At 66.9% G+C, this 25257-nt stretch carries 27 protein-coding genes; 21 read left to right on the top strand and 6 right to left on the bottom strand.

Annotated features, from left to right (window positions below):
- Positions 1-118: 118 nt before the first annotated feature.
- Positions 119-931: an APH(6) family putative aminoglycoside O-phosphotransferase gene (locus ACJ7C5_RS06225; protein WP_412703339.1), complete on the top strand. Its 813-nt coding sequence runs from the start codon at positions 119-121 to the stop codon at positions 929-931.
- Positions 932-1068: 137 nt separating this feature from the next.
- Here ACJ7C5_RS06225 and clpS read toward each other — a convergent pair whose 3' ends face one another.
- On the bottom strand, positions 1069-1395 hold the full coding sequence (gene clpS / locus ACJ7C5_RS06220) for an ATP-dependent Clp protease adapter ClpS (RefSeq protein WP_006366596.1): 327 nt from the start codon (positions 1393-1395) through the stop codon (positions 1069-1071).
- Positions 1396-1507: 112 nt separating this feature from the next.
- On the opposite strand from clpS, the gene ACJ7C5_RS06215 reads away from it, so the two are divergent.
- The 8 genes from ACJ7C5_RS06215 (at position 1508) to ACJ7C5_RS06180 (ending at position 6867) form a co-directional block, all read left to right on the top strand.
- Positions 1508-1981: a hypothetical protein gene (locus tag ACJ7C5_RS06215; RefSeq protein ID WP_094001383.1), complete on the top strand. Its 474-nt coding sequence runs from the start codon at positions 1508-1510 to the stop codon at positions 1979-1981.
- A 1-nt stretch (position 1982) separates the two neighbouring features.
- The gene (locus ACJ7C5_RS06210; RefSeq protein WP_285316371.1) at positions 1983-2444 is read left to right on the top strand and encodes an NUDIX hydrolase; all 462 of its coding nucleotides are present in this window, start codon (positions 1983-1985) and stop codon (positions 2442-2444) included.
- Positions 2441-3583: a tRNA 2-thiouridine(34) synthase MnmA gene (gene mnmA / locus ACJ7C5_RS06205; protein ID WP_412703338.1), complete on the top strand. Its 1143-nt coding sequence runs from the start codon at positions 2441-2443 to the stop codon at positions 3581-3583. Before ACJ7C5_RS06210 ends, mnmA begins: the two co-directional genes overlap by 4 nt.
- Positions 3580-4194, top strand: a complete 615-nt coding sequence (gene hflD, locus ACJ7C5_RS06200; RefSeq protein ID WP_412703337.1) for a high frequency lysogenization protein HflD — start codon at positions 3580-3582, stop codon at positions 4192-4194. Before mnmA ends, hflD begins: the two co-directional genes overlap by 4 nt.
- 220 nt (positions 4195-4414) lie before the next feature.
- Positions 4415-5605, top strand: coding sequence for a methyl-accepting chemotaxis protein (locus tag ACJ7C5_RS06195; RefSeq protein WP_010485867.1), 1191 nt, complete (start codon positions 4415-4417; stop codon positions 5603-5605).
- Between the two features lie 98 nt (positions 5606-5703).
- Complete coding sequence (locus ACJ7C5_RS06190) at positions 5704-5922, top strand: hypothetical protein (protein WP_412703336.1); 219 nt, start codon at positions 5704-5706, stop codon at positions 5920-5922.
- A gap of 45 nt (positions 5923-5967) precedes the next feature.
- Complete coding sequence (locus ACJ7C5_RS06185) at positions 5968-6261, top strand: MafI2 family immunity protein (protein ID WP_412703335.1); 294 nt, start codon at positions 5968-5970, stop codon at positions 6259-6261.
- A gap of 99 nt (positions 6262-6360) precedes the next feature.
- Positions 6361-6867 carry a hypothetical protein gene (locus tag ACJ7C5_RS06180; RefSeq protein WP_412703334.1) on the top strand — a complete coding sequence of 169 codons (507 nt, stop codon included), beginning with the start codon at positions 6361-6363 and terminating at the stop codon, positions 6865-6867.
- 78 nt (positions 6868-6945) lie between these two features.
- Here the strand turns inward: ACJ7C5_RS06180 and ACJ7C5_RS06175 are convergent, their stop codons facing one another.
- Entirely contained in the window at positions 6946-9705 is a 2760-nt protein-coding gene (locus ACJ7C5_RS06175) for a bifunctional diguanylate cyclase/phosphodiesterase (RefSeq protein WP_412703333.1), read from the bottom strand.
- 131 nt (positions 9706-9836) lie between these two features.
- Between ACJ7C5_RS06175 and ACJ7C5_RS06170 the strand changes: the two genes are divergently transcribed.
- Both ACJ7C5_RS06170 and ACJ7C5_RS06165 read left to right on the top strand, forming a co-directional pair.
- Positions 9837-11939, top strand: a complete 2103-nt coding sequence (locus ACJ7C5_RS06170; RefSeq protein WP_412703332.1) for a sensor histidine kinase — start codon at positions 9837-9839, stop codon at positions 11937-11939.
- 4 nt (positions 11940-11943) lie between these two features.
- Positions 11944-13716: an EAL domain-containing protein gene (locus ACJ7C5_RS06165; protein ID WP_094001376.1), complete on the top strand. Its 1773-nt coding sequence runs from the start codon at positions 11944-11946 to the stop codon at positions 13714-13716.
- 87 nt (positions 13717-13803) lie between these two features.
- Here ACJ7C5_RS06165 and ACJ7C5_RS06160 read toward each other — a convergent pair whose 3' ends face one another.
- The 4 genes from ACJ7C5_RS06160 to flgA form a co-directional block, all read right to left on the bottom strand.
- Entirely contained in the window at positions 13804-15024 is a 1221-nt protein-coding gene (locus tag ACJ7C5_RS06160; RefSeq protein WP_097049042.1) for an ATP-binding protein, read from the bottom strand.
- A gap of 91 nt (positions 15025-15115) precedes the next feature.
- On the bottom strand, positions 15116-15442 hold the full coding sequence (locus ACJ7C5_RS06155) for a hypothetical protein (protein ID WP_412703331.1): 327 nt from the start codon (positions 15440-15442) through the stop codon (positions 15116-15118).
- An 8-nt stretch (positions 15443-15450) separates the two neighbouring features.
- Entirely contained in the window at positions 15451-15756 is a 306-nt protein-coding gene (gene flgM, locus ACJ7C5_RS06150) for a flagellar biosynthesis anti-sigma factor FlgM (protein WP_049446352.1), read from the bottom strand.
- A gap of 75 nt (positions 15757-15831) precedes the next feature.
- On the bottom strand, positions 15832-16488 hold the full coding sequence (gene flgA / locus ACJ7C5_RS06145; protein WP_094001374.1) for a flagellar basal body P-ring formation chaperone FlgA: 657 nt from the start codon (positions 16486-16488) through the stop codon (positions 15832-15834).
- A 154-nt stretch (positions 16489-16642) separates the two neighbouring features.
- Here flgA and ACJ7C5_RS06140 point away from each other — a divergent pair, with 154 nt between their 5' ends.
- The 10 genes from ACJ7C5_RS06140 (at position 16643) to flgJ (ending at position 25254) form a co-directional block, all read left to right on the top strand.
- A complete protein-coding gene (locus ACJ7C5_RS06140; RefSeq protein WP_088025903.1) occupies positions 16643-17587 on the top strand; it encodes a chemotaxis protein in 945 nt (314 codons plus the stop codon).
- A gap of 172 nt (positions 17588-17759) precedes the next feature.
- Complete coding sequence (flgB, locus tag ACJ7C5_RS06135; RefSeq protein WP_010485889.1) at positions 17760-18155, top strand: flagellar basal body rod protein FlgB; 396 nt, start codon at positions 17760-17762, stop codon at positions 18153-18155.
- A gap of 3 nt (positions 18156-18158) precedes the next feature.
- Positions 18159-18566, top strand: coding sequence for a flagellar basal body rod protein FlgC (gene flgC / locus ACJ7C5_RS06130; protein ID WP_005416461.1), 408 nt, complete (start codon positions 18159-18161; stop codon positions 18564-18566).
- Positions 18567-18589: 23 nt separating this feature from the next.
- Complete coding sequence (locus ACJ7C5_RS06125) at positions 18590-19273, top strand: flagellar hook assembly protein FlgD (RefSeq protein WP_412703330.1); 684 nt, start codon at positions 18590-18592, stop codon at positions 19271-19273.
- A 32-nt stretch (positions 19274-19305) separates the two neighbouring features.
- Positions 19306-20529: a flagellar hook protein FlgE gene (gene flgE, locus ACJ7C5_RS06120; protein ID WP_094001372.1), complete on the top strand. Its 1224-nt coding sequence runs from the start codon at positions 19306-19308 to the stop codon at positions 20527-20529.
- A gap of 32 nt (positions 20530-20561) precedes the next feature.
- Entirely contained in the window at positions 20562-21311 is a 750-nt protein-coding gene (locus ACJ7C5_RS06115; protein ID WP_094001371.1) for a flagellar basal body rod protein FlgF, read from the top strand.
- 102 nt (positions 21312-21413) lie between these two features.
- On the top strand, positions 21414-22199 hold the full coding sequence (gene flgG / locus ACJ7C5_RS06110; RefSeq protein ID WP_005409571.1) for a flagellar basal-body rod protein FlgG: 786 nt from the start codon (positions 21414-21416) through the stop codon (positions 22197-22199).
- A 22-nt stretch (positions 22200-22221) separates the two neighbouring features.
- Positions 22222-22914, top strand: coding sequence for a flagellar basal body L-ring protein FlgH (gene flgH, locus ACJ7C5_RS06105; protein WP_088025898.1), 693 nt, complete (start codon positions 22222-22224; stop codon positions 22912-22914).
- A gap of 8 nt (positions 22915-22922) precedes the next feature.
- Positions 22923-24053: a flagellar basal body P-ring protein FlgI gene (locus ACJ7C5_RS06100; protein WP_180843352.1), complete on the top strand. Its 1131-nt coding sequence runs from the start codon at positions 22923-22925 to the stop codon at positions 24051-24053.
- 1 nt (position 24054) lies between these two features.
- Positions 24055-25254, top strand: coding sequence for a flagellar assembly peptidoglycan hydrolase FlgJ (flgJ, locus tag ACJ7C5_RS06095; protein WP_412703329.1), 1200 nt, complete (start codon positions 24055-24057; stop codon positions 25252-25254).
- The last annotated feature ends 3 nt before the right edge of the window (positions 25255-25257 follow it).

Here is a 25257-nt window from a genome sequence, read left to right as displayed (position 1 = left end):
GGGAACAATATGCGGCCTGACTACGCGATTTCCATCACCCTAGCGGATTGCTGCGTTCAGATGGCGTTAGCAGTGCAAATCGCTTGATCTTCATTCACTCCAGGACAGCCCACCCAGCATGAGCGAACCCTACCTGAGCCGCTGGCGATTGCGGCGTGATGGCGCGGCCATCGAGACGCCCCATGCCCTGCTCTGGCCGGTGCTGACCGCCGCCGGCGAAGCGGCGATGCTGAAGGTCAGCAGCGAAACCGAGGAGCAGAACAGCCATCGCCTGCTGCGCTGGTGGGATGGCGACGGTGCCGCCCGGCTGCTGGCCCACGAGGGCCCGGCGATCCTGATCGAGCGCGCCCGCGGCGACTCGCTGCGGCAACGCTCGATCGACGGCGACGATGACGCCTGCACCACGATCCTGTGCCAGGTCCTGCAGCGGCTGCACCGGCCACGGAGCGCGCCGCCAGCGGAACTGGTCTGCCTCCGTAGATGGTTCGCCGACCTGCTGCAGCCAAGGGCCGCGCTGCCGCCACTGCTGGAACAGTGCAGCTCACTGGCGGAGGCGTTGCTGCAGGAAGAGCGCGAGATCCGGCCGCTGCACGGCGACCTGCACCACGACAACGTGCTCGATTTCGGCGCGCGCGGCTGGCTGGCGATCGACCCGAAGCGGTTGCTGGGTGATCGCGCCTTTGATTACACGACGCTGTTCAGCAACCCGGACCTGTGCGGTCCAGGCATCCACGTTGCGACGCAGCCTGAGCGGTTTGCCGCCCGGCTGGAACAGGTCAGCGCGTTGGCAGGCCTGGAGCGCACGCGCCTGCTGCGCTGGATCGCAGCCAGCGCGGGGCTGTCAGCGGTGTGGTTCCGCGATGACGGCGACCCCACCGAGGTCGACGAGGCAGTGGCGCGCATGGCGCTGGAGGCGTTGGCGGAGGGGTGATCCCACGTTCTGGTAGATGCCCACCTTGGTGGGCAAGCCCCATCCACGATCAATACAGGCCCCTGCCTTGGTAGGTGCCCACCTTGGTGGGCACACCGGGTCCGGAGTCGATGTACCCGGACGAGGATCGGCAGCGGTCAGGCCTTTTCCATCGTGCACAGCAGCGGGTGCTGGTTCATCCGCGAATACTCGTTGACCTGGGCGACCTTGGTCTCGGCCACTTCGCGGGTGAACACCCCGCACACACCGCGGCCGCGCGTATGGACGTGCAGCATCACCTGTGTTGCCTTGTCCAGGTCCATGGTGAAGAACTGCTGCAGCACGTCCACCACGAAATCCATCGGGGTGTAGTCGTCATTGAGCAGCATCACCTGGTAGAACGGCGGCGGCGCCACTTCCGGGCGCGCGGGTTCCACGGCAACGCCGTGCTCGTGATGGGAATCGGGGGAAGACTCGCGGGGCATCTGCACATTATAGAGGCTCGAGCGGGCCTGCGTCGGCCCGCCGCAGATTGGACGGCACGCACGGCCGCCGTCACAATTGCATCCTCTCTCAACACTGCTTCACAGGATCTTCATGAAAAGGACCCTTCTCCCCGCCCTGCTGATCGCCCTGGCTGCCGCCGGCTCTGCCGCCGCTGCGCCGGAGGGCGACAAGGCCGTGGCCCGCCACCTGGACAAGCTGGGTTACACCTACGAGGTCGACGAAGACGGCGACTACCGCATGGTGTTCGACGTCGAAGGCGATCGTACCCAGATGGTCTACGTGCGTTCGTCGGTGGAGGACTTCGGCACCCACAACATCCGCGAAATCTGGTCGCCGGCCTACAGCGCCAAGACCAAGCAGTTCCCGGTGGCCGTGGCCAACCGCCTGCTGGAAGATTCGCAGGACGCCAAGATGGGTGGCTGGGTGAAGCAGGACACCACCGCCATGTTCGTAGTCAAGATCGACGCCGATGCCACGGCCGACCAGCTCAGCGACGCCATCGATGCGGCCATCCGCACCGCCGACGCCATGGAGCTGGAACTGACTAAGAAGGACGAGTTCTGAGTTGAACGCCACGCCGGACCCGCGCTGGGCACCGCACGCCACTGTCGCCACCGTGGTGGTCGACGGCGGCCGCGTGTTGCTGGTTGAAGAGACCATCGACGGGCGCCAGGTGCTGAACCAGCCGGCCGGCCACCTCGAGCCGGGCGAAAGCCTGGCCGAGGCAGCCCTGCGCGAGACCCGCGAGGAAACCGGCTGGACGGTGCAGCTGACCCATTTCATCGGCTGCTACCAGTGGACCGCTGGCGACGGCACCGCCTTCCTGCGCTTCTGCTATGCGGCGCGCCCGGTCTCGCACGACCCGGCGCAGCCGCTGGACACCGGCATCGACCGCGCGCTGTGGCTGCCCCCGGCCGAACTGCAGGCCGCCGGCGAGCGCCTGCGCAGCCCGCTGGTCTGGCAGGTGGTGGCTGATTTCCTGGGTGGCCAGCGCCATCCGCTTTCGCTGGTCCGGGAGGTCGCATGAGCACTCCGCGCGTGATGGTGGGCGTCTCCGGTGGCGTCGATTCCTCGGTCGCCGCCTGGCGCCTGGTGCAGCAGGGCGAGGCCGTGGCCGGCCTGTTCATGCAGAACTGGGCCGACGACGGCAGCGGCGATTGCCGCGCCGAAGACGACCGCCGTGATGCGGTGGCCGTCTGCGGCCTGCTCGGCATCCCGTTCCACTTCCGCGATTTCTCCAGCGAGTACTGGCAGGGCGTATTCGAGCACTTCCTGGCCGAGTACGCGGCCGGCCGCACCCCGAACCCGGACGTGCTGTGCAACCGTGAAGTGAAGTTCAAGCATTTCCTGGATGCCGCCCGCGAGCTCGGCGCCGAGCGCATTGCCACCGGCCACTACGCGCGGGTGAACCAGCGCGGCCACCAGTGGCTGCTGCTGCGTGGTGCCGACCGTTCCAAGGACCAGAGCTACTTCCTGCACCAGCTGGGCCAGGAACAGCTGGCGGCCACCCTGTTCCCGATCGGCGACCTGGAAAAGACCGACCTGCGCCGGATCGCGCGTGACGTCAGCCTGCCGACCCACGCCAAGAAGGACTCCACCGGCATCTGCTTCATCGGTGAGCGCGACTTCCGTGAATTCCTCGGCCGCTACCTGCCGGCCAGGCCCGGCCAGATCCTCGACCCGGCCGACGGCAGCGTGATCGCCGAACATCCGGGCGTGTTCTATTTCACCCTGGGCCAGCGCGAGGGCCTGAACATCGGCGGCGTGCGGGGGCGTCCGGCCGCGCCGTGGTACGTGGTTGGCAAGGACGTGGCCAGCAACGTGCTGTACGTCGACCAGGACCGCGACAGCAAGTGGATGCTGTCCGAGCGCCTGCGTTCGGAAACCGCGCACTGGATCGCCGGCTCGCCGCCGGCAAGGCGCTTCGAATGCACCGCCCAGACCCGCTATCGCCAGCCCGACGAGCCGTGTACGGTCGAGGTGCTGGACGACGGCAGCGTGCTGGTCACCTTTGCGCGCCCGCAGCGCGCCGTTACCCCCGGTCAATCGCTGGTGCTGTATGACGGTGATGTGTGCCTGGGTGGCGCGGTGATCGCCGCCACCGATGCGCCGCTGGAACAGCGCCTGCGCACCACCCCTTCCCCATTTGAGGTAATCGCTGCATGAGCTTCACTGTCGACGACCGCGTCCTGGCTTTGGCCGGCATTGCCCAGGCCCTGCAGCAGGTACGCCGTATCGCCGATACCGGCCATTCCGACGCCGCCGCCGTGCGCACCGCCGTGTACAGCGTGTTCCGCGTCGATGCCTCCTCGCCGCAGGAGGTGTTCGGTGACCGCCATGCACTGAAGGCCGGCCTGCGCCTGCTGCACAACTACTTCCGCAGCCAGGGCCAGGACCCGATCCTGCCCAAGCTGGCCCTGTCGGTGCTGCAGCTGGAGCGCCGCTTCGTGCAGGATGGCGCCACCGTGAACAAGGTCGCCTCGGGCATCGAGCGCGCCCAGCGCCAGGCGGTCGAGCTGGGCGACAGCGGCCACCCGGACGTGCTGGCCAACCTGGGGGGCCTCTACGCCGACACCATCAGCCACCTGAAGCCGCGGGTGATGGTCCAAGGCAACCCGCACTACCTGGGCCAGGCCGGCGTGGTTGCCGAGATCCGCGCCCTTCTGCTGGCCGCGGTGCGCTCGGCGGTGCTGTGGCGGCAGCTGGGGGGCAGCTACTGGGACTTCCTGTTCAGCCGCAAGGCGATGATCGAGGCCGTGGATCGCCAGCTGGCGTGAGGCCATGGGGTCAGAGCCCTTTTCCCGTGGAAAAGGGATCCGACCCCGTCGCTGCCTGCCCAAGGGGTCGTATCCCTTTCCGGCACGGCAAGGGCTCTGACCCCGAAGCCGCCAAGGCGTCGGAAAACCGGCGCATTCAGAATGCACTTCGAGGCATATCGACGTTAAAGAGAAAGGGGGTACGGCCGATACATCCTCCGTGCACCTCCCGAGAACGTCCATGTACTCACGCATTTTCATCCGTCTGGCCGCCCCCCTGGCTCTGACCCTGCTGCTCCCCTTCGCCATCGGTTTCGAATGGCCGGCCGCCCTGCGCTGGGCGATCCTGACCACGATGACGCTGAGCTGGCTTGGCTTTGCGTGGTGGACCACCCGCGCCCAGGCGCACCGTTCCCCGGAACACGCCCGTGTCCTGCGTGAGCAGGACCAGCTGCTGACCGAACTGCGCAACTTCGTCGGCAACGAGATCGACGGTTCGCGTGGCGAAGTGGAACGCGCCCGTGACCTGATCCGCCAGGCGGTGTCCAGCCTGGGCGGCAGCTTCGACGCCATGAACCGCAAGTCGCGCCAGCAGAGCCAGGCCCTGTCGCGCATCGTCGATCGTGCCGGTGATGAAGGCAATGCCGGCCTCGACGTTGCCCGTTTTGCCCAGCACGCCAGCCACCGCATGGAGCAGTTGGTGGAAGCGCTGGAACAAGTGAGCGGCCAGAGCAGCACCACCGTGCAGCACATCGACCAGATGGCGCAGCACCTGGATGGCATCTTCGCGCTGCTGGAAGACGTCAAGTCGATCGCCGACCAGACCAACCTGCTGGCCCTGAACGCTGCAATCGAAGCGGCACGTGCCGGTGAAGCCGGTCGTGGCTTCGCGGTGGTCGCCGACGAAGTACGCAACCTGTCCGAGCGCTCGACCACCTTCAACGAGCAGATCCGCAAGCTGGCGCACAGCTCCAAGGACGCCATCGCCAAGGTGCGCGAGACGGTCTCGCACATGGCCTCGCGTGACATGGACCGCTCCCGCGAAGCCCGCCAGGAAGCAGCAGCGATGCTCGACAACGTCGCGCAGATCAATGCCTCGCTGGGCGACGGCATGCGCGAAGTCTCCGAGTGCGCCCGTTCGATCGATGGCAGCGTGGCCGAGGCCGTGCGCGCCCTGCAGTTCGAAGACATCGCCACTCAGGCCCTGGGCGGCGTGCACACCCACCTGGACCGCCTGACCGCGATCAACCGCGAAGCGGTGGCCCTGCAGGAACTGCTGCACCGCAATGGCGGGGTGTTCGACGAAGAGATCGCCACCGCCCTGCAGCGCACCGGCAGCCGCCTGCGCGAACTGCGCAGCGAATGGGAACGCCCGCCGCACAAGCCGGTTGCCCAGCAGAGCATGGGCGCTGGTACCGTCGAGCTGTTCTGATCCTGATGTCCGCTGCCGCTACCGGCAGCCCGCAAGGCCCCGGTTCTTCCGGGGCCTTTGCCTGTGACCCGCCGTTGGATGCATCCTGTACACGCACCATGACCCTGATCCGCGCCCTGCCCTCCCTCACCGACACCGAGCGCCCGCGCAACGCGAGCGTGCGTGAGCAGCTGCAACAGCTGGAAGATGTGGCACGTGAGGAGATCCGCGAGCTGCAACAGCTGGCCGATGCGCGCCCTGCCCCGTCGCGGGCGGATGAGGAGCTGCTGGGACTGGCGTGGGACCTAGGGCTGGATGGGGAAGCGCTGAAACGATAACGGCGCGATGACACAACCTTCGAACAGGCAAACATAATCGATCCCGTGGCCCCGGACGTCCTGCGTGCCTCCCTGCGACGAGCACTTCTGGGCCAGACCCCGACACAGCTGCTCCAAGCTTCGATCGAGGCAGACGCCGGCATGCAACTTGTCCGGGTACGCTTCGAGTTCGAAGGCCAGCCTTCGGAAGAAGCATGGGAATCCTGCTCATGCGCAGCGACGGAAGTGATTTCCGACTTTCCGGCGCCCTGGACGATCGACGAGGCCTATCTGGCCCGCTCCCTTGCTACTGGACTGTTCCCGCTTGCCTGGGTGGCCTACCTGCGCCCAGGCAACTGACGTTTCGGCTATCCAGGTTCCGACAACTGTCGATCCAGCCCACGCCTGGATGAGGCGCCCGGCATGGCATGATCCACCGATCCCGTTCATGGAAGACCGATGGCCATCGCCCTGATCGCAGTGCTCCTGATCGAGACCCTCCTTCTGATGGCTTGGGTGGCCGGCTATTTCAGTTGGGGCATCACCCTGTTCAACGAGCGCATCTCGGCGTCACCGGCCATGCAGGCCCGGCTCTCGCTGGGCAGCCTGGAACGTGACCTGCCGCAGGGCAAATGGCTGCACCTGGCCTTCCATGCATTGCCGGACGGCAGCATAGCGTTCCGCGAGAGCTTCGCGCCTAGCTTCGGCCTGCGCTACTTCCCGGTGATGCGCGGTCGCATCGTACTCAACGTGCGACGGCACGAGGTGCGGATCATCGGCCTGTGCAGCTGGTTCGTGGCGATCCTGTCGCTGCTGCTGTTGCCGCTGGTGGCGATGCGGCCGATGGTGGCGCCCATGCTGCTCGTGCTGCCGCTGTTTCTGGCCAGCTATCTGGTGCAGAAGCGCCGCTATGCGGCCATCGTCGAACTGCTGCGGATGCAGTTGAGAGCGGAGTTTCCGAGGTAGATCCACGCCATGCGTGGATGATCGAGAGGCACAGGCATCAGTGCCGACCAACGGTCGGCACCCACCAGAGTCCGGCTGTCAGCGCACCAGCACGGCTTCGCCGCTGGCGTCGGTACGCATCGGTGCCGGGTGCTGCTGCCGCAGCCATTGCGCCAGGTCACGCGGGCTGAGCGGGCGCGAGTACAGGTAGCCCTGGATCTCGTCGCAGCCCTGGCGGCGCAGCATGTCTTCTTCCTGGTGCGTTTCCACACCTTCGGCCACCACCTTCATGCCCAGTGCGTGACCCAGGTGCACGATGGCCTGGGTCACTTCGGCCGTGCCCGAGTCATGCAGCATGCCCTGCACGAAACTGCGATCGATCTTCAGGCGCCCCACCGGGAAACGGTTGAGGTAATTGAGGTTCGAGAAGCCGGTACCGAAGTCATCCACCGCCAGCGGTACGCCGTGCCGTTCCAGCACGTCGAAGCAATGCCGCAGGATGTCGGTGTCACGGATCAACGCCGACTCGGTCAGCTCGAGCTCCAGCCGCTGCGGCGGCCAGCCGTGGGCATGGCAAATCTCGATCACCCGCTCGGCAAAGCCACGGTCACGTAACTGCACTGCCGACACATTGACTGCGATGCGGTCAAAACACAGGCCAGCCCGGTCCCAGGCGATTGCCTGCCGGCAGGCTTCGTTCAGCACCCAGTCGCCGATGCGCACGATCTCGCCGCACTTCTCCGCAATCGGAATGAATTCGGCCGGGCTGCAGTAGCCGAAACCGGGCCGGTGCCAGCGCAGCAGTGCCTCGATCGCTGGCGGCTCGCCGTGGTGGGCGTGCAGCAGCGGCTGATAGGCCAGGCTGAACTCTTCGCGTTCGATCGCCCCGTGGAGGGCGTGCTCCAGTTCGAGCTTGCGCTGGATTCGCGCCAGCGCATCCTGGCTGTAGTACTGGTAGGTATTGCGGCCGGCTTCCTTGGCCGCATACATCGCGGCATCGGCGGCACGCAGCAGTGAATCGAAGTCGGTCTGGGCATCGCCCAGCATCGCGATGCCAACGCTGGCGCCGACCTTCAACGTGGTCTCGCCACGGCGCAGCGGCTCGGCCAGCGAAGCGATCAGCTTGCGCGCCACGTGGCCGGCGTCTTCCGGCTCGGCCAGGTCGCGCAACACCACGATGAACTCGTCGCCACTGAAGCGGCCGAACAGGTCGTTGTTGCGAAGGTTCTGGTGCAGGCGGGTGGCCGCGGCCTTCAGCAGCGCATCACCGGTGGCATGACCGAAGCTGTCGTTGATGGTCTTGAAGCCGTCCAGATCAATGAACAGCATCGCCAGCGAGGTTCCGCGGTCGCGCGCTTCCTCGATGGCTTCTGCCGTCTGCTCGCCGAGCAGCACGCGATTGGGCAAGCCGGTCAGCAGATCGTAGTGCGCCAGCAGCTCGATGCGCTCGTTGGCCTCGCGCTCGCGGGTGATGTCACGGAACAGCACCACGAAGCGCGGCGGAAGGCCGTCACGGCGATCCAGCTCGATCAGCACCTGTACCCATACGCGCAGGCCAGACTGGCGATAGAAGCACAGGTCCAGCTGTTCGGGCAGCCCGCCGCCGGCAATCCGGACCAGTGCAGCCTCGAAGGCATTGCGCGAATCTTCGGTGTACAGCGCCAGCGCCTGATCGAGGGTGATCGGCTCCTTGCGCAGCCCATGGATGCGGTAGCACTCCTCGGTCCACTGCATGTGCCGGGTCTGCACTTCGATCTCGCAGCCACCGATGCGGCCCAGCGCGGACACGCGATTGAGCAGCTCAGTGCGCCAGCGGATCAACGCGTCGGTCTGGTGCTGCTCGGTGATGTTCTGCACCTGGCCGAGCAGGCGCTTGGGCTGGCCGTCCATGTCCAGCAGCGGCTGGATCCACAGCCGCAGATGCTGTGACGGCTCATTGCCGCGGGTCAGCTCCAGCTCGAGGTTGGCGGCGCGACCATCGCGCCACAGGCGTCGCCAGGCCGCACGCAACGCCCCACGCGAACGCGGGTGCAGCTGCTTCAGCCAGCGTCGCTGGCCGGGTACGGCCCCCTGCTCCAGCGCCAGCAGCGAACGCAGCTCCGGCGACCACCAGAAATGGCCAGTGCCGGGGTCGAACGACCAGCTGCCCATGCTGGCGATGCGCTGCGCCTCGCTCAGATGCAGCTGCTGTTCCTGCAGCAGCGATTCGAGCTGCTTCTGCTGTTCGATATCGGTATGCGTGCCGACCATGCGCAGCGGCTGGCCATCGGCAGTGCGGGCGACCACGCGCCCGCGGTCCAGCACCCAACGCCACTGGCCATCGGCCTGGCGGAAGCGGAACTGTGCGCTGTACTGCTCGCTCTGCCCGCGCAGATGCTGGTCCAGCGCGGCACGCACCTGGGCGATATCCTCGTTGTGCACACGGGCCAGAATCTCGGTGGCGGTTTCATCGCCCAGTGCCGGGGTGCGCACCACACGGTCGCTGGGAATGTCCCAGTCCCATAGGCTGTGCCCGGCACTGTCCAGCGCCAGCTCCCAGCGTCCGCCGCCGCCGAGCGGCACCGGTTCGGGAATGCTCAGCGTGAAGGCCAGCAGATTACCGGCGCCATCGTGCACGGCGCGCAGGTGGCCGTCGTAGTGCCCGTGCGGGCCACCCGGCAGCGTGCAGGCCACGATGCCGCCATCGGCGGCCATCAGGCGCAGATCTTCCAGCATCGGCGCATACGCAGCCACGGTAGCCGGCAGGCCGTGCTCGCGCGCAGCCGGATTGGCCGCCAGCGGGCGGCCCGTGCGGTCGACGATGACCAGCGCCGACGCAAGCGGGTGCTGCAGCAGGCTGGCGATGATCCCTTGGTCCACGCGATCTTGCTCCGGATGACACGCCCGTCAGCGGGGCACGCAGTGGTTAACGGCGCCTGCGGCGGATAATTGAGTGGTCTGGGCGCACCTGCGCGGTAAGATGGCCGGCGCCCCTTTCTTCCGCCCTGTCCATGCCCGCAGAACCGACCGGCAACGCCCCAGTTCCCGACCCGCGGATGGCGCAGGCGCTGAGCCGCGACCGGCGCCGGGTGGTGCTGAGCTACCTGGCGATGGCGCTGGCCTGGATGATCTCCACCGACAGTGCGGTGCAGGCTCTGGTGCCCGACCCGCAGCAGGCGGCCCTGTGGCAGGGCCTGAAGGGCTCGTTCTTCGCCCTCGCCAGCGCGGGCCTGTTGTATCTGCTGCTGCGCCCGCTGGCCGAGCACGTGCTGCACACCCATGCGCGCCAGCAGGCCTCGGAGCTGCGCCTGCGGCAGATGTTCGAAGGCAACCCCGGCCCGATTCTGGTCTATGACCTCGATACGCTGGCGATCCTCGACGCCAATCCGGCGGCCTGCACTGCCTTCGGCTGGGACCGTGACGAACTGCTGGAGCAGACCATCGACGCGTTGTGGCCGCCAGGCCAGGGCCAGGCACTGCAGACCAAGCTGGAGGCGATCCGCGAGGCACCGGAAGAGCTGTGCATCCTGCGTACCCAGCTGCAACTGCGTGACGGCTCCCTGCGGCAGATGGAGCTGCGCTCCAACGCCATCAGCTATGACGGCCACAACGCCCGCTTGCTGATTGCCATCGACCGCACCGCCGAAGACCTGGCGCAGCTGCGCCGCGACCAGGCGCTGGCCCGGGTGGAGGAAGCCCACGAGCTTGCCCGCATCGGCGCCTGGGAGCTGGACCCATCCACCGGGCTCGGCCGTTATTCCAACCAGGTGTATCGCCTGCTCGGCCGCCGCCCGCCCGAGGCCCGGCGCTGGCATCGCTTCGACGAACTGCTGGTGCCGGCAGACCCGGCCACCGCCACCCAGACCGAACAGCTGCTGGCCGAGCTCTGCTCCGGCGATCCCGTGCAGGTGGACGTGCTGTTGCCGTTGCTGTCGATGGACGGCCGTGCATTGATGGTGCACCTGCGTGCTGCCAGCGGGATCGACGAAGCCGGCCGCAACCGCGTGCTGGGCACCCTGCAGGACGTGACCGAGCGCGAGCAGTCGCGACGCCTGCTGCGCGAACGCGAGGAACAGTTCCGCGAACTGGTTCGGGTGCTGCCCGACGGCGTGGTGATCCTCTCCGACGAACACGTGCTGTACGCCAACGCCTGGGCCGCCAGCCTGTTCGGCTATGGCAGCCACACCCTGCTGGGCGAGCCCCTGTCGGCACTGGTGGACGCCGCCGATCTGGCCCGCGTGCGCAGCCAGCTGCGTGCAGGCCAGCCCCACCTGGGGCCCGGCCACAGCAGCGTGGTGGCGATGCAGCGTGCCGACGGCCGCAGCTTCCATGCGGGGCTGGCGGTAGGCGAAGTGCGTTACGGCGGACGCGACTGCAAGCTGCTGATCGTGCGCGACCTGAGCGATTCCGAACGCATCCGCAGTGCGCTGGAGACCAGCAACCGCGAACTGCAGGCCATGGCCGGCCGCCTGTTCTCGCTGCAGGAGGACGAACGCCGCGCGATATCGCGCGACCTGCACGACGACATCGGCCAGGCGATCACCGCAATCAAGCTGTCCGCCCATGCTGCGCAGGACGAGCATGATCCGCAACGCCGCGCCGAGGATCTGGCACAGATCGTCAGCCTGGCCGACACCACCGTGGCCAAACTGCGCGACATCTCTACCCTGCTGCGCCCGCCGCAGCTCGACGCGCTGGGCCTGGAAGCAGCCTTGAGCTGGCAGGCACGGGTGCTGTTCCGCTCCTCGCCGGTGGAACTGCTGGCCGAGATCGAGCCCCTGCCGCAGCGCCCCGACAACAGCATCGAGCAGGCCTGCTTCCGTATCGCGCAGGAAAGCCTGACCAATGCCCTGCGCCACGCCCGCGCCAGCCAGGTCCTGCTGTACTTGCGCGATGTCGGCCAGCGCGGCCTGCACCTGCAGATCCGTGATGATGGCGAGGGCTTCGACCCGGACGGTCCGCGCGGTCTGGGCCTGATCGTGATGCGCGAACGTGCGCAGAGCGTGGGTGGTCACGTTCGGATCGAGTCCGCGCATGGCGAAGGCACCCTGATCGACGTCCACCTCCCCTACCAGGCGGCCAGCATGGCCGCCGTCGAGTCACCGGAATACTGAGCCTATGTGGAATCCCAACCAGCCCCCGGTCAGCATCGATGATGCCCCCGACCGCCTCGGCGCCGGCAACCCCGAGCTGCAGGCGATGGTCGCCGAAGCGGCCTCGGGCGGCACCGCACTGATGCTGATGCACGTGGACATCGACCACTTTGCCTCGGTCAACGAGAACATGAGTGCCGAGGTGGGTGACCAGGCGCTGGTGCTGGTGGCGCAGCGGCTGCAGTCCTACCTGCGCGGGCGCGGCAAACTCTGGCGCCACGGCAGCGATGAGTTCCTGATCGCAGTGCCGCGCACGGCCGACGTTCCGCTGCCGGAGGACTTCGCCGAGGAGATCCGCCAGCAGATGGAGCTGCCACTGTCGGTGCTGCCGTACACGTTGTTCATGACCGGCAAGCTGGGTGTGAGCCTGTGCCCGGACCATGCCAGCAGCACCTCGCGCCTGCTCGACCATGCCGAGGACGCGCTGTACCAGGCGGCCCGCGAAGGCGGCAACGCGGTGCGCATCCACGCCGTGGACACGCCACCGAGCGCGCACAGTGAGAGCATCATCGCGCGTCAGATCGTCGATGCCATTCCCAACGGCGAGCTGAAGCTGCGCTACCAGCCGTTGGTGAGTGCACGCGACGGCCACGTGGTCGGCATGGAGGCGCTGCTGCGCTGGCAGTCGCCCACGCTGGGCATGCTGGTGCCGGAGCGCTTCATGCGCACCGCCGAACGGCTGGGCATCATCGTGCAGATCGGCACCTGGGTGCTGGAAGGAGCGTTGAAGCAGGCCCGCCTGTGGCGCGACCAGGGCTTCGACGACTTCACCATCGCGGTGAACGTCTCCACCCTGCAGCTGCTGCGGCCGAATTTCTTTGCCGAAGTGATGGGTGTGATCCAGGCCGCGGGCGTGCCGGCGCAGATGCTGACGCTGGAGATCAACGAAAGCGCGCTGACCAACAACGTCAATTTCGTGCACGAGACGCTGGCCAACCTGCGCAACGAAGGCATCAGCCTGAGTCTGGACAATTTCGGCACCGGCGATTCCAGCCTCAGCGCGCTGGTCCGCTACCCGGTGGACAAGCTCAAGATCGACCGCAGCTTCATCAAGAGCGCGCCGGCCGGCAACCGCGAGGCGGCCATCGCCCGCGCGATCATCGCCATGGGTCACCAACTGGGCATGACCGTGATTGCCAACGGCGTGGAATCGCAGGCGCAGCTGGGCTTCCTGCGCCGCAACGACTGCGATGTGTTCCAGGGCTACCTGTTCGGCGAACCGATGTCGGCCGATGCTGCCGGCATGACGCTGCGCCGCCGCTACCTGCGCCCGGAAGCGTTTGCCGAGACCCGTCCCGACCGCACGCTGCTGTTGCTGGACGACGAGGAAAACGTGCTGCGCTCGCTGGTGCGCCTGTTCCGCCGCGACGGCTACCGGATCCTGGCGGCCGGCAACGTACGTGATGCGTTCGACCTGCTGGCGATCAATGACGTGCAGGTGATCCTGTCCGACCAGCGCATGAGCGACATGAGTGGAACCGAGTTCCTCGGCCGGGTGAAGATGCTGTACCCGGACACGATCCGCCTGGTGCTGTCCGGCTACACCGATCTGAACACCGTGACCGATGCGATCAACCGCGGCGCGATCTATCGCTTCCTGACCAAGCCATGGAACGACGACGAACTGCGCAAGCACATCCACCAGGCATTCCGAACCTACGAGGAGCAGCGCCGCAGCAATGCTGGCCCGGCGCCGGTGGAAAGCGGAGATGGCGGTGAGGATCGCCCGTTGCGGTAACGGTCCCCTCTGGTAGAGCCGGCCGCTGGCCGGCTGCTCTGGATGTCAGGTTCAATGAGGTTGCCGGCCAGCGGCCGGCAGAAGCGGTCAGCGCGGCTGCTTCACTGGCAGCACCACGCGGAAGCGCGAGCCCACGCCCGGGGTGCTGTCCAGGTCGATGCGTCCGTGGTGCTTGTTGATGATGCTGTAGGAAATCGACAGGCCCAGGCCGGTACCGCTGCCCACCGGTTTGGTGGTGAAGAACGGATCGAAGATGCGCTGGCGCAGTTCCGGCGAGATGCCGCCGCCGGTGTCTTCGAACTCCACCCATACGTGATCGCCATCAACACCGGTACGCACCGTGATCGTGCCGCGCTCGGCAATGGCATGACCCGCGTTGAGCAGCAGGTTCATGTAGACCTGGTTCAACTCCGACGGCAGGCATTCCACCAGCGGCAACTGGCCGAACTCGCGCACCAGGTGCACTTTGTACTTGAGTTCATTCCAGATGATGTTGATGGTCGATTCCAGGCCGGAATGCAGGTCCACCAGCTTCCATGACTCATCGCGGCCGGAGTACGAGAAGTCCTTCAGGTCGCGCACGATGCGGGTGACCCGCTCGATGCCCTCGCGTGATTCGGCCATCAGCTGCGGCAGGTCGCGGCTGATGAAATCGATGTCCAGGCGATCACGGATATCGTCGATTTCCGGGATCAACGCCTTGGGGTCCGGTGCACGCAACGCGCGTTCGTAGGCTTCAATGACAGTGAACAGGCTGCGCAGATATTCCTGCAGGCTGCCCAGGTTGGAGTGCACGTAGCCGATCGGGTTGTTGATCTCGTGCGCTACGCCGGCGGCGAGCTGACCGATCGAGGCCATCTTCTCTGACTGCAGCAGCTTTTCCTGGGTACCGTTCAGGCGCAGGTAGGCCTGGCGCAGCTCGGCATGGCGCTGCTGCAGTTCGCGTTCGTAGTCTTCCTGCCCTTCGATGTGGCGGAACAGTGCCAGGAAGTGCCCTTGGCCGACCGGGCCGTGGTGGTAGAGATGCGCAATGACCACACCCTCGCCCAGCGGCAGGCTGCCGTTCCAGTGACCGTGCTGGCGCGCCTGCTCCAACGCATCGGGCGGCAACAGTTCGCGCAGACGCTGCGGTGGCGGCAATGCACCGTCCTCGCCGCTGGCCAGCAGGTTCTGCGCGGCCGGGTTGGCCAGGGCCACCTGCCCGTCATCGGTGAACAGCAGCAGGCCTTCGCGCAGGCGCTCAAGCAGCGCCTGCAGCACCGGCTGCGGCGGAAGGGGGGCGGTAACCAGGGCGTTGGCAGCGGACACGGCGACTCGGGGCATTCGAACAGGCGCCCAATATACGCGGTCACGCAGCGGGCTTCAGCCCGCGGGAATGGGTTGTGCGACCGCCGTCGCGTCAGGCGACGGCGAGTGGACGGCGCGCAGTGACGGTGTGCGCCTGACCCTTGGCATCGTAGGCCGAGGCATCTTCGGTGCGGCCGAGCTGACGCAATGCCCAGTTGACCTCGCGGCGGCGGCGCGACAGCAGTACGCCGTTGGCGCGGTTGCGCTCGGCCAGTTCCTGCAGCTGCTCCCCCTCCCCGACCGGCGGCGCGCCTTCCAGCGCACGCAGCGCTTCCAGCTTGGCCCCGGTGGCCCGGATCAGGGCGTGCACGTCGTGCTCGACCAGGGCCTGGCGTTCAACGTCCAGGGCCTGGGCAAGGCGCTGCAGCGGCTCGCTCATCGCCGCGGTCATCCGTGCAGCTGCTGGTCCAGCTCGAGCATGCGCGATGCGATCGCGTCCGGATTGATCTTGTACGTGCCGTTCTGCAGCGATTCGCGCACGGCGGCCACGCGCTGGGCGTCGATCGCCGGGGCGGTGGTCAGCTCACGCTCGATGGCCTGCAGATTGGTGGCCTCGCCGGTCAGGCGCAGGCTGTCAGCCGCCTCGACCGGGCGGGTCGGCGCATCGGTGCTGACGCCGGGCTTGTTGGCCGGGGTCGTCACGCTGCGCAGCGCCTGGGGGACCTGCAGGTTGCCGTCGATTTTCTGGCTCATGGGGTGTCCTGGAGTTGCCGTTCACAAGGGATAACGGCCGCAGGGCCGTGATCTTTAGGGATATTCTGCGGTAATTCAACGCGCCACGATTACGTCACCGGCGGCATCGACCGTGCCCTGCACGATCCGCCGCGAGGACAGGTTCTCCACCGAGACCCGCTCGTTCTCACCGGCATCACCCATCGCGCGGCCTGCAATACGGACCTCGACCGAGCCGCGACGCGAGACCAGGGCCACACTGTCTCCTCGCTTGATGAGACGCTGCACCACCAGATCATTGTTCGACAGCAGGGCTCCGGCCTGCAACGGACGGCGGGCGATGCGGCCGATCGCCGCATTGGGATCGGCCAGCACCGCACCGGCAATCCGGGCGGCGTCACGCTGGGCAGTGGTGATATCGGCGGCGGTGAGGGTTTCTCCAGTACCGATTCCACGGTTGAGCACCAGCACGGTCTGGTTGCGTCGCACCTTCACTGGCACGAACAGTCGCCAGCCGCCGGCATCGGGGCAGCTGACCTCCACCGTGGTGTTGGCGGTGGGCTGCACCTGCAGTGCCCCCCCACACTTCGGCAGGCGCAGCGCATCGGCCACCTGGGCCTCCCCTTCACTGCCGGCCGGCAGCGTCGACAACGCCGCGGCACGGATGCTGGCTACCGGCTGCCAGTCGGAGGCGGCCGCCCATGGCGAGGCCAGTGCCAGCGCAATGGCGAATAGAGATGTGACCCGGCGCATGGCGCCTCCTCTCGAAGGGATCTGGCCCAGCTGCGTGCAAGGGGTGTGCCAGAGCACTGCCGTCGAGCATGGCTCGACGTTACAAATGCGGCTTGGAGCGCGCGGGCGGCGGAGCGCCCTCAAGTTCGGCGCCCACCCCGCCGATACAGCAGCCATGTCCCATGACCTGCTCAACCGGATCGACCAGCGGACCCGACTGGCCGGCCACAATCGCCTGGCGCTGCTGCTGTTCCGCCTCGGCGGACGTCAGCTTTTTGGCGTCAATGTCTTCAAGGTGCAGGAAGTCCTGCGGCGCCCGGAGCTGTTCCAGGTACCCGGACTGCCCAGCCAGTTCGCCGGCGTAGCCGACGTCCGTGGCCGCTCGGTGCCGGTGCTGGACCTGGGCCTGGCCATCGGCCACCCCGAGCGCGAGCCCGATGCGGACACCTCGCCCGGCTATCTGGTCGTCACCGAATTCAACCGTTCGATCCAGGGTTTCCTGGTCAGCGGCGTGGAACGCATCGTCAACATCGCGGTGGAAGACATCCACCCGCCGCCGGAACTGGGCGCCGAATCGAGCTACCTGACCGCGGTGACCCGCTTCCAGGGCGAGCTGATCCAGGTGATCGACGTGGAAAGCGTGCTGGCCGATATCGCCCAGGTGCGCGGCGAGGCAGTACTGGACCCGACCATGGCTATGCCGGCCGACGGCCCGCAGCTGCAGGTGCTGGTGGTGGACGACTCGCGCGTAGCCCGCCAGCAGATCCGCAGCGTGCTGGACCAGCTGGGGGTGGGCGCCACCCTGCTTTCCGATGGCAAACAGGCTCTGGACCACCTGCTGCAGATCCACGCCTCGGGCGAGAACCCCGCCGAGCGCTACGCCATGGTCATCTCGGACATCGAGATGCCGGCCATGGACGGCTATACGCTGACGACGGAAATCCGGCGCCACCCGGGCCTGGCCGGCCTGTACGTGCTGCTGCATACCTCGCTGTCGGGCGTATTCAACAACGCGATGGTCGAGCGCGTCGGCGCCAACGCCTTCGTCGCCAAGTACTCGCCGCACGAGCTCGCCGACTTCGTGCTGGACCGCCTGCGCAAGGTCGCGATGGCGGCCTGAGGCCTCTGATCCGGTAGTGGGGGGGGGGGCCGTGGCCCTCGCCGCGGGGGCGGGCGGCCCGCCCCCCCCCCCCCCCTCCCCGCCGGCCCCCCCCCCCCGCCCCCGGCACTACCCTCTCGAATTTGGCACACCACTTGCAGCTTCCCGGGCAACGTTCCCGTGGGAGTGCACCGTGCGCAACCTGATTACCGACTACCTGGGCGTCCACGCCCAGGCCATGCCGTTGCGCGAACAGCGGATGAAGCTGATCGCCAGCAACCTCGGCAATGCCGACACTCCCGGCTACAAGGCCCAGGACCTGGACTTCGATGCCGCCCTGCGCCATGCCCAGGGCCAGGATGCCAACGGCCTGATGACCACCACCAACGAGCAGCACTACGAAATCAGTAGTGGCCTGAACCCGTTCCAGATCGCACGCGACGGCGTGCAGCCCAGCCTGGACGGCAACACCGTCGATCCCGATGCCGAGCGTGCCGCCTACGGCCGCGCCGCACTCGAATACCGCGCCTCGCTCAGCTTCGTCGAGAGCAAGGTGCGTTCCATGCTGACCGCGATCACGGGGCAATAAGCCATGAGCAACCTGCCGATCTTCGATATCGCCGGCTCTGCGCTGCAGGCGCAGTCGGTGCGCATGAGCACCATCGCCTCCAACCTTTCCAACGCCGACACCGTCGCCGGTTCCGCCGACGCCGTGTACAAGCCGCTGGAGCCGATCTTCCAGGCCGTCACTAGCAAGAACGATCCGAACATCACCTCGGTGAAGGTCAAGGAGATCACCCAGAGCGAGGCCGCGCCGATCAAGCGCTACGAGCCCGGCCATCCGCTGGCTGACGCTGATGGCTACATCTACCAGCCCGATGTCGATCCGGTGGCGCAGATGGTCAACCTGATCTCGACTTCGCGCAATTACCAGGCCGGCGTGGAGATGCTGACCACCGCCAAGGAACTGGCCCTGGCCACCCTGACCATGGGCCGCTGAGCCCCGCAGCACCGGATACCGCCATGACCACCGCCGTCAACAACCAGACCAGCCAGGACGTCTATTCCGCGCTGGGCCTGAACGCTCCGAACAGCAACGCCACCAAGAAGAAGAACACGCTGGACCAGGCCGATTTCCTGCGTCTGATGACCGAGCAGCTGCAGCACCAGGATCCGCTGAAGCCGATGGACAACACGCAGATGGTCGCGCAGATGGCGCAGATGTCCACCGTGCAGGGCATCACCGATCTGAACAAGACGGTGAAGGGCTTCCAGGAGTCGATGGCCAGCGACCAGGTGCTGCGTGGTGCTGCGCTGGTCGGCCACCAGGTACTGGTGCCATCGGAAAAGCTGGTGCTGGAAAAGGAAGGCAGCGTCGAGGGCACGGTGGCCGCACCGTCGGCCGGCATCATCACCGTCGACATCACCGACGCCAACGGCGCCAAGGTCACCTCGCTGAGCGTTGAAGCCAAGGCCGCCGGCGAAACCGCCTTCCAGTGGGACGGCAAGGATGCGAACGGCAAGCGCATGGAGCCCGGCAAGTATTCCATCGTCGCCAACCACGTCGACACCACCGGCAAGAGCACCAAGCTTTCCACCTACGTGCAGGCACCGGTGGAAAGCGTGACCGTCGGTTCCGACGGCCTGTACCTGAACCTCAAGGGCCTGGGCACGGCCCCGATCGACTACGTGCTCCGCGTCAGCTGAGCCGCACACCCCGTACTTACCAGGAGCATCCCATGGGCTTCAATGTCTCGCTGTCCGGCATCAATGCCGCCAATTCCGACCTGAGCGTCACTGCCAACAACGTCGCCAACGTCAACACCACCGGCTTCAAGGAATCGCGCGCCGAGTTCGCCGACCTGTTCTCGGCCACCGGCTACGGTCTGTCGAAGAACGCGGTGGGTTCCGGTGTGCGTGTCTCCAATGTCGCCCAGCAGTTCAAGCAGGGCCACAACGAACAGACCGGTCGCAGCCTGGATATGGCCATTTCCGGTGAAGGCTTCTTCACCATGAACATGAACGGCAGCCGCGTGTACTCGCGTGCCGGCAATTTCCAGACCGATGCATCCGGCTATGTGGTCAATCCACAGGGCGCTCGCCTGCAGGTGTTCGCGCCGAATGCCGATGGCACCAACTTCGATGCCGGCCGCATGGTCGACCTGCAGCTGCTGACCACCGACAGCCCGCCGAAGCAGACCAGCGAAGTGAAGGTCGGCTTCACCCTGCCGGCCAACGCCAAGCAGCCGACGGTCACTACCTTCGATCCGACCGATTCGAACAGCTACAACCACTCCAGCGGCGGCATCACCGTGTACGACTCGCTGGGTGTCAGCCACATCCAGGTCTCCTACTTTGTGAAGGGTGCCAACCCGAACGAGTGGACCGTGCGCAACTACGTGGACGGTCAGCCGGCGGGCAACCCGACCCCGGTCACCTTCGACAACAGCGGCAAGCTGACTGCACCGACAGACGGCAAGGTCAGCCTCGGCACCTTCACCCCGACCACGGGCGCTGGCGTGCTGAACATGACGCTGGATATCAACGGCTCGACCCAGTACGGCGAGAAGTTCGCGCTGCGCAACACCCAGCAGGACGGCTACGCTGCCGGCAAGCTCAACGAAATCACCGTGTCGGAAACCGGCGTGGTGTACGCCCGTTACTCCAACGGTGCCGACAAGCCGCTGGGCCAGGTCGCGCTGACCACCTTCAACAATCCGCAGGGACTGGAATCGAAGGGCAACAACCTGTGGGTGGATACCTTCAGCTCGGGCACGCCGCGCACCGGCATGCCGGACACCTCCAACCTCGGCAAGATCCAGGCCGGCTCGCTGGAAGCGTCCACCGTCGACCTCACCGAGCAGCTGGTCAACATGATCACCGCGCAGCGCAACTTCCAGGCCAACGCGCAGATGATCACCACCCAGGACCAGATCACCCAGACCGTCATCAACATCCGTTGATGACGCGCTGACCCTGTCACGGAACTCCCCGCATGGATAAAGCCCTTTACGTGGCGATGACCGGTGCCCGCGCCTCCCTGCAGGCGCAGGGCACGCTCAGCCACAACCTCGCCAACTCCGACACCCCCGGCTTCAAGGAAGCGCTGGCCAACACCGAAGCCTTCCCGATCCGTGGCCCGGGCTTTGCCTCGCGGGTGGATGCGCTGCATGTGGACGCCGGGTTCAACCGCACGCCCGGCTCGCAGCACATCACCGGCAAACCGCTGGATCTGTCCCTGCAGACCGGCACCTGGCTGGCCGTGCAGTCCAGTGACGGCAGCGAGGCGTACACCCGTGGCGCCGCGCTGTCGGTGACGCCGAACGGCCAGCTGGTGACCTCCAGCGGCCGCACGGTACTGGATGACAACAACAACCCGATCGCCATTCCGCCCTACCAGGCGATGGAGATCGGTGCCGACGGCACGATCTCGATCATCCCGCAGGGCGAAGGTCCGCAGACCATGGCGCAGATCGGTCGCATCAAAGTGGTGCAGGCACCGGATGAACGCCTGGAGCGTGGCCTGGATGGCCTGTTCCGCAACACCGACCCGCTACAGCCGTTCGCACCGGCACAGGGCACGGCCGTGCACAGCGGCCAGCTGGAAGGCAGCAACGTGGATGCCGCTGGCGCGCTGGTGCAGATGATCCAGCTGCAGCGCCAGTACGAAATGCAGGTGCAGGTGATCAAGCACGGCGACGATAACGCGCGCAGCGCCAACAGCATGCTGCGCCTGGGCAGCTGACGGAATTCCGGCGCCGGTTGATGCCGGCGCTGGCACACCGCTTGCACACCCGCATACAAGGGCCGCACCACGCGGCCGGCTTCACCAGACAGGACACCGAAGATGAACCAGGCATTGTGGATCGCGAAAACCGGACTGGATGCGCAGCAGATGCGCATGTCGGTGGTTTCCAACAACCTCGCCAACACCAACACCACCGGCTTCAAGCAGGACCGTGCCAGTTTTGAAGACCTGCTGTACCAGCAGGTCCGCCAGCCCGGCGGCTCCTCCTCGGCGCAGACGCAGCTGCCCACTGGCCTGCAGCTGGGTACCGGCGTGCGCGTGGTTGCCACCGCCAAGAATTTTGAGCAGGGCGGCCAGCAGCAGACCGGCCGCGCCCTGGACGTGATGGTCAATGGCCGCGGCTTCTTCGAGGTTCAGATGCCTGATGGCAGCTCGGCCTACACCCGTGATGGCTCGTTCAAGATCAACCAGGACAGCGAGCTGGTCACCAACAGCGGCTATCCGGTGCAGCCGGGCATCCAGATTCCCGAAGGCGCGCAGTCGGTGACCATCGGTACCGACGGCACCATCAGCGTGAAGATGGCCGACGGTGCGGCGTCGGTGGAAGTGGGTGCGCTGACCCTGACCGACTTCGTCAATCCGGCCGGCCTGCAGGCCCGCGGCGAGAACCTGTTCCTGGAGACCACCGCTTCTGGTCCGGCACAGAACGGCAACCCCGGGCTCAACGGCCTCGGCACTGTGGTGCAGGGCGCGCTGGAAGGCAGCAACGTCAACGTGGTGGAAGAGCTGGTGTCGATGATCGAAACCCAGCGCGCCTACGAGATGAACGCCAAGGCGATCTCCACAACCGATTCGATGCTCGGCTACCTCAACAACAAGCTCTGACCGGCCAAACCGGGAAACCGCCATGTCGCCCATTTCCAACTTCGCCCGCACTGCCCTCGCCTGCGCCGTGGCCGCCCTGCTCGGTGGCTGCGTGATCGCGGGCGACGTGCGTCCCTACCCGACGATGGCACCGATCCAGCCGATCATGCCGCCGCAGGCCCAGCCGACCGCCGGTGCCATCTACGCCGCCGGCCCGACCCTGCAGCTGTATTCGGACCGGCGCGCGCGCGATGTGGGCGACCTGCTGACCATCACCCTGCTGGAAAACACCACCGCGCAGACCAGTGCGAATACCGCCACGAACAAGGAATCGAACCTGAGCCTGGGCACACCATCCATTCTCGGCGCACCGGTCACCCTTGGCGGCAAGGACATCCTCAGCGCGTCGGCAGCAGGCAAGCGTGACTTCACCGGCAAGGGCAACAGCGCGCAGAGCAACCGCCTGCAGGGCAGCGTCACGGTCACCGTGGTGCAACGCCTGCCCAACGGCAACCTGGTGGTACAGGGGCAGAAGAACCTGCGGCTGAACCAGGGGGATGAACTGGTGCAGGTGCAGGGCATCGTCCGTCCCGGCGACATCAGCCAGGACAACACCATTCCGTCCAGCCGCGTGGCCGAGGCCCGCATCGTCTACGGCGGTCGCGGCCCGGTCGCGCAGTCCAACGCGATGGGCTGGCTGAGCCGCTTCTTCAACTCCGGCCTGACGCCGTTCTGAGTATGGCCATGAATTCCTTCTTCTCTTCTTCCTGGCAGCGCCGCGTGGCGTCGTTCGTCGCGCTGATGCTGCTGGTCGTGGCAGCCCCGGCCAGCGCCGAGCGCATCAAGGACCTGGCCCAGGTCGGCGGCGTGCGCGGCAATGCGCTGGTGGGTTATGGCCTGGTGGTCGGCCTGGATGGCAGCGGCGACCGCACCAGCCAGGCACCCTTCACCGTGCAGAGCCTGAAGAACCTGCTCGGCGAACTGGGCGTCAACGTGCCGCCCAACGTCAACCCGCAGCTGAAGAACGTGGCCGCCGTAGCGATCCACGCCGAACTGCCGCCGTTCGCCAAGCCGGGCCAGCCGATCGACATCACCGTGTCCTCGATCGGCAACGCGGTCTCGCTGCGGGGCGGTTCGCTGCTGATGGCGCCGCTGCGCGGTGCTGACGGCCAGATCTATGCCATCGCCCAGGGCAACCTGATCGTCGGCGGCTTTGGTGCCCAGGGCAAGGATGGTTCCCGTGTCTCGGTGAACGTGCCCAGCGTCGGCCGCATTCCCAACGGTGCCACGGTTGAGCGCGCCCTGCCCGATCCGCTGGCCAACGGTGGCGACATCACCCTGAACCTGCACAACAACGACTTCACCACGGTCTCGCGCATGGTCGCCGCGCTCAACAACGCCTTCGGCGAAGGCGCCGCACGCGCGGTCGATGGCGTGACCGTGGCGGTCACCGCACCGACCGACCCGGGCGCGCGCATCGGCCTGCTGGCGCGCATCGAGAACCTGGAGCTGACCCCGGGCAGCGCCCCGGCCAAGGTGGTGGTCAATTCGCGTACCGGCACCGTGGTCATCGGCCAGCAGGTGCGGGTCGGCCCGGCTGCGATCTCGCATGGTTCGCTGACCGTGACCATCCAGGAAAACACCAACGTCAGCCAGCCCAATGCACTGTCCGGCGGCCGCACCGTGGCCAGCCCGCAGTCGACCATCACCGCCACCAACGACGGCAGCCGCATGTTCAAGTTCAGCGGCGGCACCACCCTGGACGAGATCGTGCACGCGGTGAACGCGGTAGGCGCGGCACCGGGCGATCTCATCGCGATCCTGGAAGCCCTGAAGCAGGCCGGCGCATTGAGTGCCGAGCTCGAGGTGATCTGATATGCGCATCAATCCCGCATTCGATCTGCACCCGGCGCAACAGAACGATCCGGCCAAGATCGACAAGGTCGCGCGCCAGCTGGAAGGCCAGTTCGCGCAGATGCTGGTCAAGAGCATGCGTGACGCCAGCTTCGGCGACTCGCTGTTCCCCGGCGAGAACAAGATGTTCCGCGAGATGTACGACCAGAAGATTGCCGAGGCGATGACCCGCGGCAAGGGCCTGGGTCTGTCGGGCATAATCAGCCGGCAGCTGTCCGGCCAGGCCGCCGAGGGTCCGGCGCTGGATACCCGCGTGGACCCGGCCAAGGCCAGTCGTGCCTACCAGCTCAATGCACCGGCCAAGCCGGCACCGTCGCTGCCACTGGAAGACGGCAGCCAGGCGGTGCGCCTGCTGCAGCAGATGGCCGCCGGTGCGCAGCACGGTGCGCAGGCCGCGGTCGCGCCGATGGAACAGGCGCTGGACCTGATCGCCGGGCGCGAGAGCAGCAGCATGCACCGCTCGCTGGGCACCGACGATCCGTACATCGGCAGCCTGCAGGGCGAGGACTGGGCCGCCAACAGCGACCAGTGGTCGGCCACCACCAGCAATCGCGGCACCGCCATCAGCCCGGCCGATGCGATGGCCACCCGCACCGCCGTCGCCCAGCTGGGCGAGCACACCCCGGAAGGCTTCGTCGCCAGCATCTGGCAGCACGCGCAGAGTGCGGCCAAGGAACTGGGCGTGGATGCCCGCGCCCTGGTCGCCCAGGCGGCGCTGGAAACCGGCTGGGGCAAGCGGCACATCAAGCACGCCGATGGCAGTACTTCGCACAACCTGTTCGGCATCAAGGCCAATGGCTGGAACGGCCAGCGCGCCGTGGCCGGAACCCATGAGTATGTGGATGGCGTGCGCCGCAACGAGACCGCCAGCTTCCGCGCCTACAGCTCGCCGGCCGAGAGCTTCGCCGACTACGTGCGCCTGCTGAAGACCAGCCCGCGCTATCAGCAGGCCCTGCAGGCCGGCACCGACGTGCAGGGCTTCGCCCGCGGCCTGCAGCGCGCCGGCTATGCCACCGATCCGCGCTACGCGGCCAAGATCGCCGCGATCGCCGGCGGCCCGACCATCGAGCGCGCCGTCAGTGCCGTGGCCGATGCCGGCTCGCGCCTTGGCCAGACCTTCGCCAGCACCGCAACCGCGGCGCTGGGTATCACTCGTCGTTGAGGA

The organism is Nocardiopsis yanglingensis (genome assembly GCF_045809185.1).
In the GTDB taxonomy this organism is placed as follows: Bacteria; Pseudomonadota; Gammaproteobacteria; order Xanthomonadales; family Xanthomonadaceae; genus Stenotrophomonas; species Stenotrophomonas yanglingensis.
This window is presented reverse-complemented; position numbering and strand designations above follow the sequence as displayed.

What these genes read in the sequence shown, in the direction of transcription:
- ACJ7C5_RS06225 (WP_412703339.1), top strand. Translation starts at nt 119, where the DNA reads ATGAGCGAACCCTACCTGAGCCGCTGGCGATTGCGGCGTGATGGCGCG.
- clpS (WP_006366596.1), bottom strand. Translation starts at nt 1,395, where the DNA reads ATGCCCCGCGAGTCTTCCCCCGATTCCCATCACGAGCACGGCGTTGCC.
- ACJ7C5_RS06215 (WP_094001383.1), top strand. Translation starts at nt 1,508, where the DNA reads ATGAAAAGGACCCTTCTCCCCGCCCTGCTGATCGCCCTGGCTGCCGCC.
- mnmA (WP_412703338.1), top strand. Translation starts at nt 2,441, where the DNA reads ATGAGCACTCCGCGCGTGATGGTGGGCGTCTCCGGTGGCGTCGATTCC.
- hflD (WP_412703337.1), top strand. Translation starts at nt 3,580, where the DNA reads ATGAGCTTCACTGTCGACGACCGCGTCCTGGCTTTGGCCGGCATTGCC.
- ACJ7C5_RS06195 (WP_010485867.1), top strand. Translation starts at nt 4,415, where the DNA reads ATGTACTCACGCATTTTCATCCGTCTGGCCGCCCCCCTGGCTCTGACC.
- ACJ7C5_RS06190 (WP_412703336.1), top strand. Translation starts at nt 5,704, where the DNA reads ATGACCCTGATCCGCGCCCTGCCCTCCCTCACCGACACCGAGCGCCCG.
- ACJ7C5_RS06180 (WP_412703334.1), top strand. Translation starts at nt 6,361, where the DNA reads ATGGCCATCGCCCTGATCGCAGTGCTCCTGATCGAGACCCTCCTTCTG.
- ACJ7C5_RS06170 (WP_412703332.1), top strand. Translation starts at nt 9,837, where the DNA reads ATGCCCGCAGAACCGACCGGCAACGCCCCAGTTCCCGACCCGCGGATG.
- ACJ7C5_RS06165 (WP_094001376.1), top strand. Translation starts at nt 11,944, where the DNA reads ATGTGGAATCCCAACCAGCCCCCGGTCAGCATCGATGATGCCCCCGAC.
- ACJ7C5_RS06155 (WP_412703331.1), bottom strand. Translation starts at nt 15,442, where the DNA reads ATGAGCGAGCCGCTGCAGCGCCTTGCCCAGGCCCTGGACGTTGAACGC.
- flgM (WP_049446352.1), bottom strand. Translation starts at nt 15,756, where the DNA reads ATGAGCCAGAAAATCGACGGCAACCTGCAGGTCCCCCAGGCGCTGCGC.
- flgA (WP_094001374.1), bottom strand. Translation starts at nt 16,488, where the DNA reads ATGCGCCGGGTCACATCTCTATTCGCCATTGCGCTGGCACTGGCCTCG.
- ACJ7C5_RS06140 (WP_088025903.1), top strand. Translation starts at nt 16,643, where the DNA reads ATGTCCCATGACCTGCTCAACCGGATCGACCAGCGGACCCGACTGGCC.
- flgC (WP_005416461.1), top strand. Translation starts at nt 18,159, where the DNA reads ATGAGCAACCTGCCGATCTTCGATATCGCCGGCTCTGCGCTGCAGGCG.
- ACJ7C5_RS06125 (WP_412703330.1), top strand. Translation starts at nt 18,590, where the DNA reads ATGACCACCGCCGTCAACAACCAGACCAGCCAGGACGTCTATTCCGCG.
- flgE (WP_094001372.1), top strand. Translation starts at nt 19,306, where the DNA reads ATGGGCTTCAATGTCTCGCTGTCCGGCATCAATGCCGCCAATTCCGAC.
- ACJ7C5_RS06115 (WP_094001371.1), top strand. Translation starts at nt 20,562, where the DNA reads ATGGATAAAGCCCTTTACGTGGCGATGACCGGTGCCCGCGCCTCCCTG.
- flgG (WP_005409571.1), top strand. Translation starts at nt 21,414, where the DNA reads ATGAACCAGGCATTGTGGATCGCGAAAACCGGACTGGATGCGCAGCAG.
- flgH (WP_088025898.1), top strand. Translation starts at nt 22,222, where the DNA reads ATGTCGCCCATTTCCAACTTCGCCCGCACTGCCCTCGCCTGCGCCGTG.
- ACJ7C5_RS06100 (WP_180843352.1), top strand. Translation starts at nt 22,923, where the DNA reads ATGAATTCCTTCTTCTCTTCTTCCTGGCAGCGCCGCGTGGCGTCGTTC.
- flgJ (WP_412703329.1), top strand. Translation starts at nt 24,055, where the DNA reads ATGCGCATCAATCCCGCATTCGATCTGCACCCGGCGCAACAGAACGAT.